At 66.2% G+C, this 17,846-nt stretch carries 17 protein-coding genes; 7 read left to right on the top strand and 10 right to left on the bottom strand.

Annotation, left to right across the window (positions count from 1 at the left end):
• Positions 1-51: 51 nt before the first annotated feature.
• The 10 genes from ACQY5K_RS15905 to ACQY5K_RS15950 all read right to left on the bottom strand — a co-directional run bounded on the left by ACQY5K_RS15905 (position 52) and on the right by ACQY5K_RS15950 (position 9,560).
• Positions 52-498, bottom strand: coding sequence for a HEPN domain-containing protein (locus ACQY5K_RS15905; RefSeq protein ID WP_428117227.1), 447 nt, complete (start codon positions 496-498; stop codon positions 52-54).
• Complete coding sequence (locus tag ACQY5K_RS15910; protein ID WP_428117230.1) at positions 488-1,084, bottom strand: ArsR/SmtB family transcription factor; 597 nt, start codon at positions 1,082-1,084, stop codon at positions 488-490. The genes ACQY5K_RS15905 and ACQY5K_RS15910 overlap by 11 nt, the downstream gene beginning before the upstream one ends.
• Positions 1,085-1,181: 97 nt before the next feature.
• Positions 1,182-2,177: a molybdopterin-dependent oxidoreductase gene (locus tag ACQY5K_RS15915; protein WP_428117233.1), complete on the bottom strand. Its 996-nt coding sequence runs from the start codon at positions 2,175-2,177 to the stop codon at positions 1,182-1,184.
• Between the two features lie 196 nt (positions 2,178-2,373).
• A complete protein-coding gene (locus ACQY5K_RS15920; protein ID WP_428117236.1) occupies positions 2,374-3,501 on the bottom strand; it encodes an ABC transporter substrate-binding protein in 1,128 nt (375 codons plus the stop codon).
• A gap of 50 nt (positions 3,502-3,551) precedes the next feature.
• A complete protein-coding gene (locus ACQY5K_RS15925; RefSeq protein WP_428117238.1) occupies positions 3,552-4,334 on the bottom strand; it encodes an ABC transporter permease in 783 nt (260 codons plus the stop codon).
• Positions 4,331-5,152 carry an ABC transporter ATP-binding protein gene (locus ACQY5K_RS15930; RefSeq protein WP_428122734.1) on the bottom strand — a complete coding sequence of 274 codons (822 nt, stop codon included), beginning with the start codon at positions 5,150-5,152 and terminating at the stop codon, positions 4,331-4,333. The genes ACQY5K_RS15925 and ACQY5K_RS15930 overlap by 4 nt, the downstream gene beginning before the upstream one ends.
• A gap of 26 nt (positions 5,153-5,178) precedes the next feature.
• Entirely contained in the window at positions 5,179-6,156 is a 978-nt protein-coding gene (locus ACQY5K_RS15935) for an ABC transporter permease (RefSeq protein ID WP_428117241.1), read from the bottom strand.
• Between the two features lie 10 nt (positions 6,157-6,166).
• Positions 6,167-7,168, bottom strand: coding sequence for a TIGR03842 family LLM class F420-dependent oxidoreductase (locus ACQY5K_RS15940; RefSeq protein WP_428117244.1), 1,002 nt, complete (start codon positions 7,166-7,168; stop codon positions 6,167-6,169).
• Positions 7,169-7,234: 66 nt separating this feature from the next.
• Positions 7,235-8,644: a dihydropyrimidinase gene (gene hydA, locus ACQY5K_RS15945; RefSeq protein ID WP_428117247.1), complete on the bottom strand. Its 1,410-nt coding sequence runs from the start codon at positions 8,642-8,644 to the stop codon at positions 7,235-7,237.
• Between the two features lie 73 nt (positions 8,645-8,717).
• Positions 8,718-9,560 carry a nitrilase-related carbon-nitrogen hydrolase gene (locus ACQY5K_RS15950; protein WP_428117250.1) on the bottom strand — a complete coding sequence of 281 codons (843 nt, stop codon included), beginning with the start codon at positions 9,558-9,560 and terminating at the stop codon, positions 8,718-8,720.
• Positions 9,561-9,687: 127 nt separating this feature from the next.
• Between ACQY5K_RS15950 and ACQY5K_RS15955 the strand changes: the two genes are divergently transcribed.
• From ACQY5K_RS15955 to ACQY5K_RS15985, 7 genes are all read left to right on the top strand, one after another.
• On the top strand, positions 9,688-10,983 hold the full coding sequence (locus ACQY5K_RS15955; RefSeq protein WP_428117252.1) for an MFS transporter: 1,296 nt from the start codon (positions 9,688-9,690) through the stop codon (positions 10,981-10,983).
• A gap of 5 nt (positions 10,984-10,988) precedes the next feature.
• Positions 10,989-12,377, top strand: a complete 1,389-nt coding sequence (locus ACQY5K_RS15960) for a cytochrome P450 (RefSeq protein ID WP_428117254.1) — start codon at positions 10,989-10,991, stop codon at positions 12,375-12,377.
• On the top strand, positions 12,374-13,450 hold the full coding sequence (locus tag ACQY5K_RS15965; protein ID WP_428117256.1) for an LLM class flavin-dependent oxidoreductase: 1,077 nt from the start codon (positions 12,374-12,376) through the stop codon (positions 13,448-13,450). Before ACQY5K_RS15960 ends, ACQY5K_RS15965 begins: the two co-directional genes overlap by 4 nt.
• Complete coding sequence (locus ACQY5K_RS15970) at positions 13,447-14,355, top strand: TauD/TfdA dioxygenase family protein (RefSeq protein WP_428117259.1); 909 nt, start codon at positions 13,447-13,449, stop codon at positions 14,353-14,355. The genes ACQY5K_RS15965 and ACQY5K_RS15970 overlap by 4 nt, the downstream gene beginning before the upstream one ends.
• 22 nt (positions 14,356-14,377) lie before the next feature.
• Complete coding sequence (locus tag ACQY5K_RS15975) at positions 14,378-15,580, top strand: CaiB/BaiF CoA transferase family protein (RefSeq protein ID WP_428117261.1); 1,203 nt, start codon at positions 14,378-14,380, stop codon at positions 15,578-15,580.
• Between the two features lie 221 nt (positions 15,581-15,801).
• A complete protein-coding gene (locus ACQY5K_RS15980) occupies positions 15,802-16,443 on the top strand; it encodes an RNA polymerase sigma factor (RefSeq protein ID WP_428117264.1) in 642 nt (213 codons plus the stop codon).
• Positions 16,440-17,822 carry a hypothetical protein gene (locus ACQY5K_RS15985; protein WP_428117267.1) on the top strand — a complete coding sequence of 461 codons (1,383 nt, stop codon included), beginning with the start codon at positions 16,440-16,442 and terminating at the stop codon, positions 17,820-17,822. The genes ACQY5K_RS15980 and ACQY5K_RS15985 overlap by 4 nt, the downstream gene beginning before the upstream one ends.
• Positions 17,823-17,846: the final 24 nt, after the last annotated feature.

Here is a 17,846-nt window from a genome sequence, read left to right on the forward strand (position 1 = left end):
GATTCGGCCTTGCCGAGGTCTGCAGCCTCGACCGTGCCTTATCCGGGCGGCTCAAGAAGCGAGCGCACGCGCGACGGCGTTGACGATGCGTTCGGCTACATCGGCTGCTGCGCGGACATGAGTCGCGTTGAGCTTCCTGGAAGCAAAGTCCCCGTACTCTGCGAGCGCTCGATCCTGGCGGATCTCGTTCGCATCGACGAGGTCGCTCGTGGAAATGGACCCTGCCAATTCGCGCCTGGCGCAGTCAATCGTCAAGCGGTGGGCGCCTCCGCCACAGCGTACTCGGAGCCCGTTTGCCGACATGTGCCCAACCACGGCCTTGCGGATGGCGTCGTGGCATGCGGACATGGCGAGGGTTGTGTCGCTCTCAGCGAGTTTGCGCGCCGACGCGATGTGTCGTCGGGCGTCGTTGACGCGTTCGCCAGCCGCTCCCATGTTGGCCTTGACTCGTTCGATCCGGCGGGTCGCGATCGCTTCAGCGAGCCAGTCAGACGTCACGCTCGACTTCTAGCATGATCGGCGCCAGGGGCTGCTCTCGAATTTGAGCGACGAATGGTTCCGGCGAAGGGGAGTCCCAGCTCTCATGATCGATCACGATGGGGTTGACCTCTACCCGCAGATCCTCTTCGACGTCACGGCATGCCGCGCGAACCACCCGCAGCGGCGCGATGCCAATCACAGCGACATCGATGTCGTTGGGAAAGAGGCCGGGCTCGCCGACAAAGCGGCGTGCCCACGAGCCGTAGACAAACGCATCGTCCACATCCTCTACACCGGCCAGAGCGTCACCGAGACGTCCCAGCACGCCGACAGTTTGGAGCAGTATGGAGCGGAGTTCCGGGGCCCACGGCAGATCCCAATTGGGGCGGACGAGCCTGTTGCGGCCCAGCAGTCGGGTGACCAGGAGCCCGTGTTCTTCAAGGCGCGCCACTTCTCTGCTCGCCGTGGCTTGTGCCACGCGCGCCCGTTCGGCGATTGCCCCGACGGTGAGTTCGTCTCCCGTACCGGCGAAAAGAACCCCGAGTATCCGAAGCTGCTGGTCTGACCTGAAGAGCGGTGCCAGAGCCGGCGCTGACCTACTCACACTCTCGACCATAACATCGAGAATGTAGATATAGGTGAGTCGGCTGCATTCGCCTCGCCCGGCGGGGCCAGGCGAGGCGTCGGCCGGCAATGGGCAGCTATTCCAGCGGGAATGGGAGTTGGAGCCACCAAGGACGGTCGACGGGATCGATGCGGCTTACCCACTTGACCCACCAGAAGCCCCGCCGTCCAGGTGCCACCAGTCGCACCGGGGCGCCGTGGCCGCGGCGCAGCGGCTTACCGCTGTAGCCGACGGCCAGATACAGGTTGGCGACGTCGCGAGCGGGGAACAGGCGGCTGTAGCCGGTCAGCGATGTGACTTCCAGCGTGGGCGCGTCCACCGACGGCATCAGCTCGGCCAGCGGCACCGCGTCCCACGACTGGCGGCTCCACCACCCGCCGGTGCAGTCGAGGTCGGCCGTCACCGGCGTGGCTCGGGCCCCCAAGGTCTCGAGCGTCACCGGCTCGCCTGCGACAGTGAGGTCCCAGTCCGAAGCGGCCACTCGGGGCGACTGGTCGTTGAGCCACATGGTCGTTGGCATATCTGCCGGGTTGAACGAGGCGATCTCGTGTGAGCCGGTGAATCGCCGATTGTCGCCTACCGCCAGCTGCTGAATCCAATACACCGCGCCAGCGGCTGCCAGTGCGATGCCCCCGCCGATCAGTGCCCTGCGGTCGAGGTCGGTCGCTTTCGGGCGTCCTGGTCGGCTGACGATATGCCACACCAGCAAAGGGGCCAGCAGCGCGGCCAGCAGAACATGGGTCCACAGCGCCGACCAGTAGCCCACGCCGTGCCACAGCCCGGTGGCGTGGAGGACGCCGAGCACGACGGTGGCTGTTACCAGCGCTCCCAGCAGCATCGACAGCCACCGGGTAGCGCGGCGGCGCTTCAGCCCGGTGCGCACCGAGCCCCGGAGCTTGGCCGGGGCCAGCGCCAGCAAGCTCAGGCCGGCGAGGGCGTGCACGACCGTTAACCAGCGGGCCCAGCCGGTACCCACCGCCCAGGACGCCAGCCCAGTCCCGGCCGCCACTGTCGCCGCGACAGCCAGGAGCAGATCCACCCGTCGAGCAGTGAGCCAATCGCCAAGTCTCATCTCATGTCGATCTATATCGCGATCACCGAGGACATCCCGCGATTCGCCGTGAAGATCCGGCGCATCTTTGACGAGGCCCGGCCAGATCCTGACCCGAGCGTCCCAAATACTCCCCGCAAAGCGGTCTCTGGCCGACAGGGGCGACGGCGATTGACTCGCCGCCGCCCCCAAGTCGGTCTGGTGAGTGCGCGAGCGGCTACTCGCCGCCGGGAAGCAGCTCGACGGTGACTCGCTGCCAGCCGTCGCCCACGACATCGATGCCGGCCTCCCGCAGATTCGCCACCGCCTCTTCGGCGATATCGGTGCGGTAGGCGCCGTCGGTGGGAGCTGAAGCCAGAATGCCCTCGCTGGTGGCCACGTCAACGGTCTGTGCCCACAGATCAGGATCCATGATGCCCGCGCCCAATGGAGACGGCCAGATCAAAGCGCTGATCTCGTTCATCTGCCATGTCTGGTGCGACTCGCCCAGCGTCGAGACATTGTCGAGCACGATTTGCACGCACTCGGCGGGGTTGTCCCGGCAGTGGATCCAGCCGCGCAACGAGGCCTCAACGAACCGAACAGCCGCATCGCGGTAGGCCGGATCCTCGTCGAGGCGGTCGGCGTCGGCCCACAGAGCGTCCTGCAGCATCGCCGTGCCCACGTCATTCCAGTTGATGACGTTGAGATCTCCAGGCTGGAAGAGCTCGCCGGTGTCAGGGTTGACCGTCTCGAGCACTTGGGCGTACTCGTTGTAGATCATTGCCTGCGCTGCATCGATCTGTCCATCGATCAGAGCCAGCATGTCGAAGTTCTGCTGCACCAACTGGACGTCGGAATCCGGGTCGAGCCCGTTCTTGCGAAGTCCCGCCAGCAGCTCGAATTCGTTGCCGAATCCCCAGTTGCCAACCGTGCGGCCCTCGAGGTCACTAACCCCCGTGATGCCGGAGCCAACGAAGGACACCTGCAAAGTGGCGCTTCGCTGGAACACTTGGGCAATGTTGGTGATGTTGGCACCCTCTTCTCGCGGCACCAAACCTCTCGGCACCCACGAGACCGCGAATTCAGCAGCGCCTGAGTCCAGAACCGAGGCCGGAACGATGTCAACGCCACCCTCGAGAATCTCCACGTCGAGTCCGACGTCTTCGTAGAAGCCGAGCGCCTGGGCCGCGTAGTAGCCGGCGAACTGTGCCTGCGTGAACCACTGCAGCTGCAGCGACACTTCGGAAATGGGCTCGAATTCGGGCTCATCGGTTGCGTCATCGCTGCCGGTGCAGGCCGCGGCTAGTAGGCCTAGCGCCAGCAGCGGCACCATCAGCCGGATCAAATTTTTCTTAGCCTTCATATTTCCCCCCTATTAGGTTCCCAAATGGGATCTCACAAACAGCAATCGGTTCATGACGCCTTCCGCGCTGCGAAGTACCACGGCATGATCAGCCGTTCGAGCACCGCAGCAATCGCGTACAGGCCGATGCCCACCAGCGAGCCCGCCAGCACCGCGGCCCACGCGTCGTCGTAGCGGGTCAAACCCGCTGAGTTGGTGATGACGTTGCCGAGCGCGTCCTGGCGGCCGCCGAAGTACTCGGCCACGATGGCCGCGATCACCGCCAGCGACGTGGCCAGCTTCAGCGCAGTGAAGAAGTACGGCATGGCGTTCGGGATTCGCACTTCGCGCATGATCCTCCACTTGCCGGCGCCGTAGGACTCCATGAGCTCGATCTGGCTGGGTTCGGGCTGTCCGAGCCCTCTGGTTGTGTTGATGAACACCGGAAAGAAGACCAGCACGACCACGACGGCCTGGTTGGAGCGGGGCGACAGAATCCCGAACCAGGCGTTGAAGATGGGTGCCAGCGCGATGATCGGCACTGCGTTGACGGCAACAGCCAGCGGTGTGATCGTCTCGTTGGCCGAGCGGAAGGCTGTGACGAGCACGGCAGCCGTTGCTCCCGCCACGACCCCAGCGAGGAGTCCGGTGACGATGATGAAACCGGTGATGCCGGTGGCTGTCGCGATGGTTTCGAAGTTCTCGGCCACCGCACTGCCAATGCGCGAGGGCGGCGGGAGCACGAAGCCGTCAGGGTTCAGCACAGCCAGGAGTGCCTCCCAACCGGCGAACATGATCAGCGCGGCCACCACCGGCGGCAGCCACGAGCGAAGCAGCGCCCTTGCCGCGGTCACGATTCGTGACCTCCTCGCAGTGCGTTTCGCACCGCGGTCACGTTGGCGAAGTACGCCGGGTCGTCGCGGGTTGTCTCGCTGCGCTCCCCGAGGTCGGTGTCGATGACAGCGGAGATCCTCCCCGGCCGGGGCGACATCACCACCACCCTCGTGGACAGGAAAACCGCCTCGCTGATGGAGTGGGTCACGAAGATCACCGTGGTCTGTGTCTCGGTCCAGATCCGCAGCAGCTCGTTCTGCATGTGCTCGCGCGTCATCTCGTCGAGCGCGCCGAACGGTTCGTCCATCAACAGCAGCTTCGGATCGAACGACATCGCCCGAGCGATGGCGACGCGCTGCTGCATGCCGCCGGACAGCTCTGCGGGGTGGTGCCGGGCGAACTCGCCCAGCTTCACCAATTCGAGCATTTCGGCTGAGCGCTGCCGACGGTCGGCCGCCTTCCAGCCCATCAGCTCGAGCGGCAACTCGATGTTGCGCGACACGTTGCGCCAGTCGAACAGACCTGCCCTCTGGAACACCATCGAGTAGTCGCGGTCGAGGCGGGCACGGTCGGCCGGCTTGCCGTTGACATTGACCGACCCGTCGCTCACGTCGATCAGCGCAGCGATCAGCCGCAGCAGGGTGCTCTTGCCACAGCCGGACGGGCCGATCAGCGTGACGAACTCGCCCGAGCCGATCCGGAGATCGATGTCGGTGAGTGCGACGACCTCGTTGGGGCGCCCCGGGTTGAACACCTTGGAGACGTTCTCCACCTCGACGGCGGCCGTGGCGGCGTTCGCCGCGCCGTCGAGGTCGTTGCTCTCGCCCGCATCGCTCATGTGCCCGTCGCTCATGTGCCCGTCGCTCATGTGACAGCTTCCCGGCCCTTGCGTCCCACCAGCGCGTACTCGACGGATGAGATCACCGCGAAGACGAAGATCCCCAAAACCGCCGCACCGAGCACGGCCACATAGAGGCGCTCAGGTCCCGTCGTGTAGCGCTGGGCTTCCAGCAGCACCCGGCGGCCCAAACCGCCCCTCACCCCGGCAGAGATCTCGCCCACGATGGCGCCCACGACGCTGGCTGTGGCTGCGATCTTGAACGCAGCGAACAAGTAGGGCAGCGACGCCGGCAAGCGCAGCCGCCACAGCGTTTGGCCCCATCGTGCTGCGTAGGAGTCCATCAGCTCGAGGTTCTCGGGCCGGGGGGACTGCAGGCCTCGCAGGCCGTTGATCGTCACCGGGAAGAAGGTCAGGTAGGTAGCGATGACCGAAACCGACATCCAGTCCTGCCAATCGAAGGGCAGGAAGTCCAAGCTCTTGCGGCCCCAGATCACGATGATGGGCGCGATGGCGATCAGCGGGATGGTCTGGCTGGCGATGACGTGGGGCACGAACGCACGCTCCAAGCGCCCCGAGGTGGTGAGCACGATGGCGATGCCCAAGCCGACCAATACCCCGATGGTGAACCCCACCGCTGCCTCTCGCAGCGTGAAGGCGGCTTCGGTGGCGATGATTGTCCAGAAGGCTTGGCCGGTGCCCCTGGGCTCAGCGAAGATCCCCGCGACGATGTCCAGCATTGGGGGCATTTTCAGGTCGTTGGTCTCGGGCAGGAACGACCCGATCACAGGCCAACTGGACTGACCGTCGTCGATGGCTGTTCCCACCTTCTTGTAGGCGGTATAGGCAAGGCCCAGCAGGCACACGAACAGCGCCAGCACGATCACCTGCCGCACGGTTTGGCGGGCTCGGACGCGGCGGCGCTCGCGGGCCGCCTGCTGTCGAAGAAACTGGTCTCCGACGATCGGGTCGATCGTCGCCGGGGCAGCGGTGTCAGCTTGCACGACGCGCCGGTCAGGTTCCCAATGCCGGAATGATCTGTTGGCCGTAGGCGCTCAGTGTCTCGTCTTTGGCGTCGTGCATCAGGTAGATGGCGAACTGGTCAACGCCGAGATCACGCAGCTCGGCGAGCCGGGCGATGTGGCTGCTGGCGTCGCCGAGAATGCAGAACCGGTCGATCACGTCGTCGGGGACGAAGTCGGTGTGGATGTTGCCGGCCTTTCCGTGCTCGGCGTAGTCGTAGCCCTGGCGCCCGGAGATGTAGTCGGTGAGTGCTTGAGGCACCCCGCCGCCGGTGTCTCCGTAACGCTCGACGAGGTCGGCCACGTGGTTGCCGACCATGCCCCCGAACCACCGGCACTGGTCGCGCTGGTGGGCGAGGTCGTCGCCGACATAGGCAGGCGCGGCGACGCATATATAGAGATCGTCGGGATCGCGACCAGCCTCTGCCGCGGCCCGCCGGACGGCGGCGACGGTCCACTCGGTGATCTGTGGGTCGGCGAGCTGCAGGATGAAGCCATCGGCCTGCTCGCCGCAGAGCTGCAGCGCCCGCGGCCCGTAGGCGGCCATCCAGATGTCGAGCTGGCTGCCCGCCGACCACGGGAATTGCTGCCGGGTGCCGTTGTATTCCACCTCGCGGCCCTCGGCCAGGCCCTTGATGACCTTCATCGACTCGGCCAGAGTGGCGAGGCTGGTGGGGGTGTGCCCCAGCACCCGCATGGCCGAGTCGCCTCGGCCGATGCCGCATACCGTTCGATTGCCGAACATGTCGTTGAGCGTGGCGAACATCGAAGCGGTCACCGTCGGGTTCCGGGTGCCCGGGTTGGTGACCATCGGGCCGACGACCATGCGATTCGTGGCCGACAGCATCTGGCTGTAGATCACGTACGGCTCCTGCCACAGCACGTGACTGTCGAAGGTCCACCCGTAGGAGAAGCCCAAGGTCTCAGCCCGCCGGGCCAGGTCGATCACGCGCCACGCGGGGGGATCCGTTTGCAGAACAACGCCAAAGTCCATGTTCTCAATCCTCCGATCTGATCAGCGGGAATTACGTGTGGTCGAGCTGGGTCTTGGCGTCGCCTCCTACCGCAGGTATTGGCAGAGACCACGGGGCAGGTACTGCCCGTCGCCAGCGCGCCCCAGGTACTGGCCGTTGTCGATGATCCTGCGGCCCCGCGAATACACGGTGTCGACGTGGCCGGTCACCTCGACACCCTCGTACGCAGAGTGGTCGATGTTCATGTGATGGTTGTCCACGCTGATGGTCCACCGCTTGTCGGGGTCGTAGATCACGACGTCAGCGTCGGCACCTGCCGCGATGATCCCCTTGCGTGGGTACAGGCCCATCATGCGGGCCGGTGTGGTGGAGCACAGCTCGACCCAGCGAGCCAGGCCGATCTCGCCAGTGACCACGCCTTGGTAGATCATGTCCATGCGGTGCTCGACGCCGCCGATTCCGTTGGGAATCGCCCGGAAGTCGCCGAGACCCAGCTCCTTTTGCTCCTTCATGCAGAACGGGCAGTGGTCGGTGGACACGACGGCCAAGTCGTTGGTTCGCAGGCCCTTCCAAAGTGTGTCCTGGTGGCCTTCGGCCCGCGAGCGAATCGGTGTCGAGCACACATAGGCCGCGCCCTCGAAGCCGGGCCGGTTGAGGTGCTCCTCCAGGCTGAAGTGCAGGTACTGCGGGCAGGTCTCCGCGAACACGTTCATGCCGGCGTCGCGCGCCAAGGCCACCTGCTCGAGGGCCTCGGCCGCCGACAGGTGCACGATGTACAGCGGTGATGCCCCCACCTTGGCCAGCTGGATGGCCCGGTGGGTGGCCTCGGACTCCAGCTCGGGGCGTCGCACGTAGCCGTGGGTGACCGGTGCGGTCTCGCCCCGCTCGAAGGCCTGCGCGGCCAGAACGTCGATAGCCAGGCCGTTCTCCGCGTGCATCATGATCAGCCCGCCGTTGCCGGCGGCCTGCTGCATGGCCCGCAGGATCTGTCCGTCGTCCGCGAGGAACACTCCCGGATAGGCCATGAACAGCTTGAAGCTGGTGATGCCCTCGTTGACCAGCAGGTCCATTTCCTTGAGTGAGTCGTTGTCGACGCCGCCGATGATCATGTGGAAGCCGAAGTCGACGGCGCAGTTGCCTTCGGCCTTGGCCATCCAGGTGTCAAGGCACTCACGCACGTTCTCGCCGGTCTTTTGCACCGCGAAGTCGACGATGGTGGTGGTGCCGCCCCAGGCCGCGGCCCGCGAGCCCGTCTCGAAAGTGTCGGAGGCGTAGGTGCCTCCGAAGGGCAGCTCCATGTGGGTGTGCACGTCCACCCCGCCGGGCACCACCAGCCGTCCGTTGGCGTCGACCACTTCGGCGCCGTGCTCGGCCGCAACGGCGATATCGCTGCCTGGTTGCAGAACGGCCACGATCTGCTCGCCGTCTATGAGCACCTCAGCCGGATCTGCCCCGGTCGGGCTGACAACGGTGCCTCCGGTGATCAGCGTCGCCATCTTCGTGTCCCCCTGTGCGGCTAGCTCAGCGTTGTGGCGGTGTCGTAGGTGATCCGGATCTGGATCACCTGGGTCAGGGCGCCGTCAGCGGCCCGTAGGAGTCGGGGCGGCGGTCCCGGTAGAAGGCCCACTGGTTGCGGACCTCGTCGACCATCTCGAGGTCGAGGTCGCACACCACGAGCTCGTCCTTTTGGTCCGACGCGGCCTTGTCCACGATCTGGCCGCGCGGGTTGGCGAAGTACGACGTGCCGTAGAAGTCGTTGTCGCCGAGCGGCTCGACGCCGACCCGGTTGATGGCACCGACGTAGTACATGTTCGCCGCCGCAGCGGAGGTCTGCTCCAGCTGCCACAGGTAGGCGGACAGTCCACGGCTGGTGGCGGAGGGGTTGAACACGATCTCTGCTCCGGCGAGTCCGAGGGCCCGCCAGCCTTCGGGGAAATGGCGGTCGTAGCAGATGTACACGCCGACGGTGCCGACTGCGGTCTCAAATACGGGGTAGCCGAGGTTGCCGGGTCGGAAATAGAACTTCTCCCAGAACCCCTTGACCTGCGGGATGTGATTCTTGCGGTACTTGCCGAGATATGTCCCGTCGGCGTCGATCACGGCTGCGGTGTTGTACAGGAATCCGGCCTTCTCGCGCTCGTACATGGGCACGACCAGAACCATCTCGTGCTGGGCCGCGAGCTCACAGAAGCGCTTGGTGGTCGGGCCATCGGGGATGGCTTCCGCGTAGGAGTAGTACTCGGCGTCTTGCACCTGGCAGAAGTAGGGCCCGTAGAACAACTCTTGGAAGCACATCACCTTGGCGCCTGCGGCGGCCGCCTCGGCGACGTGCTTGTCGTGGAGCTCGATCATGGAGTCCTTGTCGCCCGTCCAGGCCACCTGGACGATTGCGGCGGTCACCGTTCGTGCCATGTGGTGCCTCCCTCGCTCGATCGCAGGACGTGTATCCGTGGTGAATGGAAAAAAGGCAGCATAGATCAGGGCGCAGAGGGGCTTGTCCCCCCGACGCGCACCGGCCCGGATGGGGCAGGATGTACCGATGTCCAAACGGCGCACCGCCTTCCGTGGTTGGAAGGTGGTGACCGCGGGAGGAATCACACAAGGCCTTCAGGCCGCCTTGGTGATGCACGCGATGGGCTCATACCTGGTCGAGCTCGAGAAGGAATTCGGCTGGAGCAAGACTGCCCTTTCAGGTGCGTTCGCCATGAACCGTGCCGAGACGGCGCTGCTGGGGCCCGCCCAAGGCTGGCTGCTCGATCGCTTCGGGCCTCGGGCCATTGCTCGAACCGGGGCCGTGTTCATGGCAATCGGCTTCGTCGCGTTCAGCCAGATCCAATCGCTGTGGCAGTTCTACGGCGCATTCCTGTTGCTGGCAATCGGAACCGGCTTCTGCGGTTTCTTGACCGTCACGGTCTCGATCGTGCGCTGGTTCGAGCGGCTGCGGGCACGAGCGCTGGCAATCGGCGGCATGGGCCTCGCCCTCGGCGGCATGGGCGTGCCGCTCGTGGTGCTGTCGTTCTCACGCTTCGGCTGGCGCACCACCGCGGCGGTGTCCGGTGTCGGGGGCGCCCTTGTGGCTTGGTGGCTTGCGAAGTACCTCGAAGGACGGCCCGAGGACTACGGCCAAGAGGTGGACGGCGGTGCCGTCGTTGTGGCCAATCGCCGCACGGTGCGCGCCGAGGGACTCTCCGACATCCACTTCACGGCCTCCGAGGCCGTGCGCACGCGTGCGTTCTGGATGATCTCGCTCGGGCACATGAGCGCGTTGCTGGTGGTCGGTGCCGTCATGGCCCACCTCCAGCTCTACCTGACGGCTGAACGGGGGTACTCGCTGCAGCGCGCCAGCTTCGTCGCTGCTGCACTGCCGCTGATGCAATTGGCCGGCATGGCCGTCGGAGGCTGGCTGGGCGACCGGGTCAACAAACGACTCATCGCGTCGATCGCCATGCTCGGACACTCTGCTGGCTTGCTGCTGTTGGCCTGGGCACCGAACTTGACGGTCATTGTGGCGTTCTTGTTGCTGCACGGGTTGGCGTGGGGGGCGCGAGGCCCACTCATGCAAGCGTTGCGTGCCGACTACTTCGGCTCGTCGTCGTTCGCGGCGATCATGGGAATCAGCTCGGTCATCGTGATGATGGGACCGGTCGTCGGCCCGCTGGCGGCCGGCTGGCTGGCGGACATGACCGGCAGCTATGCCTTCGGCTTTGTCGCACTCGCAATCTTGACGGGCATGGGAATGCTGTTCTTTGTGTTTGCCAAGCCGCCCGCTCCGCCGATCCGCCCGACGGGCGGCTCAGCGAGCATCGATTCTCCCCAGCGCCAGGTGGCAGGCTGAACCCGATGCCCGCAACAATCGACGCGCCAGGCGGTGCCGAAGTTGCCCCGGACCCGACGCCACTGTTCGACCCGCGCACGTATCTCGACGGCGTGCCCCATGACCTGATCGCAGAGCTGCGAGCGCACGCTCCGGTGGGGTGGATCGGTGAGCCCGAGCTGATGGGCTGGGAACCCGGACCTGGGTTTTGGGCGGTGCTCACCCACGAGCTGGTGAATCGGGTGCTCCGCGACGCAGCGACGTTCTCGTCGCACTTCGGCGGGACGCAGATCCGCGACCCGAAGACGGCCGAGATGCTCGCGTTCGTCCAGCGCATGATGCTGAACCAAGACCCGCCGCAGCACACGCGTCTGCGCCGGCTTCTCATGCGCTCGTTCACGCCGAGCGCTGTCGCCGAACTCGAGGCCACCATCTCGGATCGGGCCACGACGCTTGTGGACAATGTGGTGCACTTGGGCCGCGCCGACTTCGCGACCGACGTCTCCGCCGAGCTTCCGCTGCTGACGCTCGCGGACATCATGGGCGTCCCTACCGAAGACCGCATGCTGCTGTTCGACTGGTCGAATCGGGTCATCGGCTACCAGGACGCCGAGTACGCGGTTTCCGACGCATTCGACCCGGCTGCGGGAACCGAGATGGCGAAGCGCTCGCGTGAGGTGCGCGTCCGGATCCGACCCGGCGCGGACGGTCGTATGCCTGACCCTCGGTCGCGAGAGGGCCTGGCCGACATGTACTCGTACGCGCATGATCTCGCCGAGCACAAGCGTGCGAACCCCGGGTCCGACGTGGTGTCGATCCTGCTGGCCGCTCCCGATGACGAGGGCGGCATCACCAACGACGAGTTCGAGACGATGTTCTTCCTGTTCGCCGTAGCGGGCAACGAGACACTGCGCAACGGCATCCCGGGGGGCCTGTGGGCGCTGCTGCACCACCCTGACCAGATGGCAAGGCTCATCGCGGACCGTTCGCTGCTGCCGGGTGCAATCGAGGAGATGCTGCGGTTCATGCCGCCGGTGGTGCACTTCCGGCGCACCGCCACTCGCGACACCGAGCTCGGCGGGCGCGAGGTGCGAGCGGGCGACAAGGTGGTCGTGTTCCACGTCGCGGCGAATCGGGATCCGGCCGTCTTCGCGGATCCAGATAGATTCGACATCGAACGCAGCCCCAACGACCACTTGACTTTCGGCGCCGGACCGCACTTTTGTTTGGGAGCGCATCTTGCGAGGCGGCAGATGACCGCCATGTTCACTGAGGCGCTGTGGCGGCTGCCGAACCTGCGACTGGACCGCGATCCGGCTCGGCCGCCAGAGCGCCTGCTGTCGAACTTCCAGCACGGCTTCAAGCACCTGCCGGTGGTGTGGGACACAGACGGCCACACTGCGGAGGCGCAATGACCAGCGCGCACAGCGATGGCTGCACCATGAGCACCGACACGCTGGTCGCGCAGCCGCGAGCTGGCGGCGGTGTGCCGCCACTGCGTGTCGGTGTGACTCCTGACGTCAAGCTGTGGTCGCGCCCCTGGGCGGAGCGTCGCGAGATGGTCGAACTCGTCGCCGACGCCGGCATCGACACCATGTTCTTCGCCGATCACGTCAGCTTTCGGATCGGCCATGGCAACGACGGCATGGTCACCGCGGCCGCACTGGCAAACCTTCATCCAGACTTGGGCGTCTACCTCGGTGTGTACCTGCTGCCGTTGCGGCATCCGGTCCCCGTGGCACGTCAGCTTGCAAACCTGGCCGAGATGGCTCCGGGACGCATCAGCTTTGGCGTTGGCATCGGCGGAGACGACCGGCACGAGGTGGAGGTATGCGGAGTCGACCCTCGCACACGAGGCCGGCGCACCGACGAATCGCTCGACATCGTGCTGCGGCTGCTGCGCGGGGACACGGTGAGCCACGACGGCGAGTTCTTCTCGATTGACGCCGCTCGGATCGTGCCGATACCCGATCCGCCCATCCCGACCTATGTGGGCGGCAGATCCGATTCCGCCATCCGGCGAGCGGGTCGCTTCGCCGATGGTTGGCTCGGCATCTGGTGCACGATCGAGCATTACCAGGCGGCGCTGAAGCTCTACGCCGAGACGGCTGAGACCGAGCGGGCCGTCCCGGGTGGGGTCCCGGATGTGCCCGACCATGGCATCCAGTTGTGGGTCGGCATCGCCGATGACCGGGCGCAGGCGGCGAGCTGTGTCGGCCCCGAGCTCGAACGCTTCTATCGTGTGCCCTTCAAGGCCTTCGAGAAATACACGCCGTATGGCACCGTGGACGACATCGTGGACTTCTTCCAGCCATACCTCGAGGCGGGCTGCCGGCACGTGAACATGACCCCGTGCGGTCCCGACCCCAATGAGGCGATACTTGCGGCGGGGGAAGTGGCACGGCGCCTGCGGCAGGCAGATCCGCTGGCGGCGATGGCGGCTGCGCGACGGTGCCGCGGCCCGGAGCAGGGGAGCGACGCGCGATGAGCATGACAGCAGCTCAGGAGCTGATCGCATCAGGTGGTCTCGAAGCGCGGCCGCTTGCGGGCGCGCTCGGTGCCGAGTTGTGGGCCGCGGACGGCAGCCCGCTCAACCTCGCCGAGCTCGACTCCCACCCCGATGGGGGCAGGCTCAGTGCCGCAATCCGCGAGGCGCTGTGCACGTATCACGTGGTGGTCGTTCGGGACCAGCACATGACAGCTCCCGATGTCGCCCGATTCGGCCGGCGCTTCGGCGACTTGGAACGGCATCCGTACCTCGGAGGCACCGACGAGGCGCCGGACGTTGTGCCGGTCATCAAGGAGCCACACGAGACAGTCAACTTCGGCGGCGGATGGCACTCGGAGATGTCGTTCCTCGAGTGCCCGCCGATGGCGACCGCGCTGTACGCGGTGGAGGTGCCGCGCTTCGGCGGGGACACGTTGTTCGCGAACCAGCAGGCTGCTTACCGGGGTCTGTCGGACACCATGAAGGGCATTGCGGAGGGCCTGAGCGCGGTGCACTCCGCAGCGAGCCAATACGGGCGGGGCGGAGACTCGGATCGCCACGCCGGCCGCCGCAGCTCGATGGCAGTCGAAGTTTCTCAAGACGCGCATTCCACCGTGACCCATCCGGTGGTGCGCACTCATCCTGAGACTGCGGCGAAGGCGCTGTACGTCAACCGGCCCTTCACCGAGGCTCTGTGTGGCATGCGCCGACACGAATCCAAGGCGCTGCTCGACCTTTTGTTCGACCACTCAACCCACGAGCACTACACGTGCCGAGTGCGCTGGGAGCCGGGCACGCTCACCATGTGGGACAACCGCAGCGTTCAGCACTACGCGCTGAACGACTACCACGGCCAGCGGCGCCACATGTTGCGAGTGACGATCGCCGGGGACCGCCCGCGCTGACGAGCATCGGGAGCAGATGCCGATGAGACCATTGCAGGGCATTCGAGTGCTGGACATGAGTCGGGTGCTCGCGGGACCGTTCGCTGGCCGGATCCTCAGCGATCTGGGCGCCGACGTCGTCAAGGTGGAGCCTCCCGAGGGCGACGTGACGCGGCTGTGGGGCAAGAACCGGGCCGGGTTGGCGGGCTTCTACACCCAGCAGAATGTGGGTAAGCGCAATCTCTGCATCGATCTGCGCGCCGAGGGCGGCCCAGAGCTGGTCAAGCGACTTGCGGCGCAGGCCAACGTGCTGATCGAGAACTTCCGTCCCGGAGTGATGGAACGACAGGGGCTGTCGTTCGCCGAACTCTCCGAGGCGAACCCTGCGCTGGTGATGCTGTCGATCAGCGGCTTCGGGCACGGAGGCCCGGAATCGCACCGTGCTGCCTACGCGCCGATCCTTCATGCTGAGTCCGGTTGGCTCGCTCGTTCAGCCGAGGCCAACTCCGGGCCGGTCGAGGACTTGAATCTTGCGGTCGCGGACACCAACGCGTCACTGCACGGCGCGATCGGCATCCTCGCAGCGCTGCGAGTGGCCGAACAGACCGGCTGCGGCCAGCACGTCGACATCGCCATGCTGGACACCTTCTTGGCGACCGACGAGGGCAGCCACCTTGCGCTCGACGGGTTGCGCTACAAGCCGAACGGCGGCTTGGTGTGGCAGGGCACCGGTGGTCCCATCCTCACAGCGGGTGACTTCCGTTGGATCTGGAAGCAGCTCAGCGAGGTCCACGGCGTCGCTGACACGTCGCCGCCCGATGCCGACATCCCGACGAAACGGGCGTATCGCACTGACGCGATCAACGCGTTCTTGCGTTCGTTCGCGACCCGCGACGAAATGCTGGCAGCGCTCGACGCGGCGAACCTTGCGTGGGGTGACGTCAAGACCACCGCCGATGCCTACGACTCGCCGACTGCGCTGCACCGCGGTTCATCCGTCGAGATCGACGCGCGCGACGGCGGCACCCGTCGCGTCCCGCAGACGCCGTATCGCTTCAGCGGAACCACAGCGCAAACATCAGCGAAGTCCGGGGTCGCGCCCGACGCCATGGCGTCTCACCTTGGCGAGCACAACGCCACCGTTCTCGCTGAATGGCTCGGTTCGGGACGAGCCGAAGTCGACGCGCTTGGCCAAGCGGGAGTACTGCTCGAAGATGCACACGCGGCCCAGGCGCAGCGTCCTTGACCGAAACGGCGAACATCGGGCCCACGAGGGCTGTCGTGCGGGAGTCTCGACGCGATGCGGCGCGATGCTCAGCGGAGAGGTCCCAAGCCGTCGGCGACGCCCGCCTCGGGGTGCAGACGTGATGGAACCGAATCGTGGTTCCCGGCGTCTCTATTGGCAGGCAGTCTTAGCGGGGACCTCTGATGTCTGGCGTGCTCATCGCTTCAATTCCCATCCCATCGATGCCCAGCGCACTGATGCCCAGCGCACTGATGCCCAGCGCACTGATGCAGTTGCACAAGCAATACCGCCCCGCGCTGATCGGCACCAGACCGATGTCCAGTTCCGCTGACGACGCAGCGTCGTCGGACGCGCCCGCCGCCCACGCAGTGGTGGTTGCACGGTTCGACGACTTCTATGTCGCGCATCGCGATGAAATGGCGCGTGCGCTGGGACTGGCACTGCGCGATGCCGCGCTGGGCGCAGAGGCCGCTGACGAGGCATTCGCCCGGGCGTGCCAGCGCTGGGGGAGCGTCAGCACGTACTCGAGCCCGCAAGGGTGGGTCTACCGGGTCGGGCTGAACTGGGCCCGATCGTGGTTGCGTCGCGTTCAGCGCGAGCGCGAGCGGCGGCCGTTGCTTGCCCAGCCTCACGCTATTGAGGATCGGCCACGAGATCTGGACCTCGAGCACGCGCTGGAAAGCCTCAATGACGCGCACCGCGCGGTGATCGTGGCGCGCTTCTACCTCGACTGGTCCGTCGCGGAGACCGCGACGGCACTCGGCATCGCGTCCGGCACGGTCAAGAGCAGGCTCAGCCGCGGATTGGAGCAGTTGCGAGCGGTTCTGGAGGATTCGACGGCAGCGGGAGGTGAGGTTCGATGACCGCAGCGGACCGCCTTCGGAGCCATCTGCAGCAGACCGCAGCGTCCCTCCCTGCCGGGTCGGGCTCGCTGGGTGCGGTGCGCGCACGCGCCGCGCAGATGCAGCGGCGACGCAACGCCGTACGCGGCGGAGCAGGTGTATTCGCCCTCGTCGCTGTCGCGGCGATCGGCGTCGTCTCGCTCCAAGACCGAGGGGCGCAGGACTACGGCACTGAGGCCGACGCCGATATCGCCAGTGATGATTTCGCCGAGGAGATGCAAGACCCGCTCGGCGCCAGCGGCGACTTCGGCGAAACCGGCGACGATACGTTTGCGGCCGCGGACGACATGCCGGAATCGGCCATCGAGTTTGAGATGGCCGATGAGGCCGAAGAACCTCAAGTCGCTAGGGCGACCGAAGCTGAGACAGCGCCGCAGGACACCGAGGCTGGCGCGTCGCAAACGTCCGACGAGAGCCCCCGCGCAGATTCCGGTGGAAGCGGTGTCGTGTTTGCGGCGGCGGTGTCGGCGGTGGCGCCCCCCGACGAAGCCGAAGGCACGGCAATGCGCTATTCGTTCAGCGGCGCGCACGCTCTCGCCCAGTCTGCCGACGACTGGTACGCTTTCGACGGCTCGCAGTGGCAGTTGGTGGGATTGCCCGAGGACATCGAGGTGGTGGCGGTCGACCTGTCGGCGTCCGAGCGGATCGCGATCGTGGGCGTTGTGCGGCCGCTCGAATGCGCCATCGAGCACGTCGTCGGCGTGAAGACTGCCGAAGGCTGGAGCTTCACACGCATCGACGACGGCACACCGCCGATGGTGAGTTCAGAACTGCTGGACGCGCGGGTGTACCTCACGGATGCGGCCGTGGTGGTAGAGCGCACCGAGCGGCTCTGGCTGAATGACGCGTGCGCCGATGCGGGCGAATACGACGCGCCCACCGGCGCCGCCCCCGAGCTGGTGAACGACTTGCTCGGGCTAGACGAGTTGCAGCGACAGAGCTGGCTGGTGGCCGAGCTCGAACCGGACTTCGCTCAGCACTGGCCGCGAGTGGCCAGCGACGACGCGCCGGCGGCGGCACTGAAGCGTTCTGGGTTGCAGTGGACGCCGACGGAGGCACCCCTGTACACCGTCGAAGCGCGAGAACTCACCGCTGTGCGCCCGTCGACGGGCGATGCGATCGGCGTTGCACTGCACGAAACCACGATGTTGGAGGTCACGACGAGCGTCGAGGTGTCTGACGGGATGGCACTGCTGCGACGGGGCGATCAGACTTGGGAGGTCTGCCCGATCCCGGACGTGGAGGAGGCCCACGGCGAGATCGGCTGGGCTGGCGAAAACCTGGCCGTCGTCGTCGGCAAGCCCGAGCAGACGCTGTTCGTCGTGGAGCGCACTGAGTAGCAGCGTCGGGCAACTGTTTGCCAC

The sequence above is a fragment of the Candidatus Poriferisodalis sp. genome, from assembly GCF_965262965.1.
In the GTDB taxonomy this organism is placed as follows: Bacteria; Actinomycetota; Acidimicrobiia; order Acidimicrobiales; family Poriferisodalaceae; genus Poriferisodalis.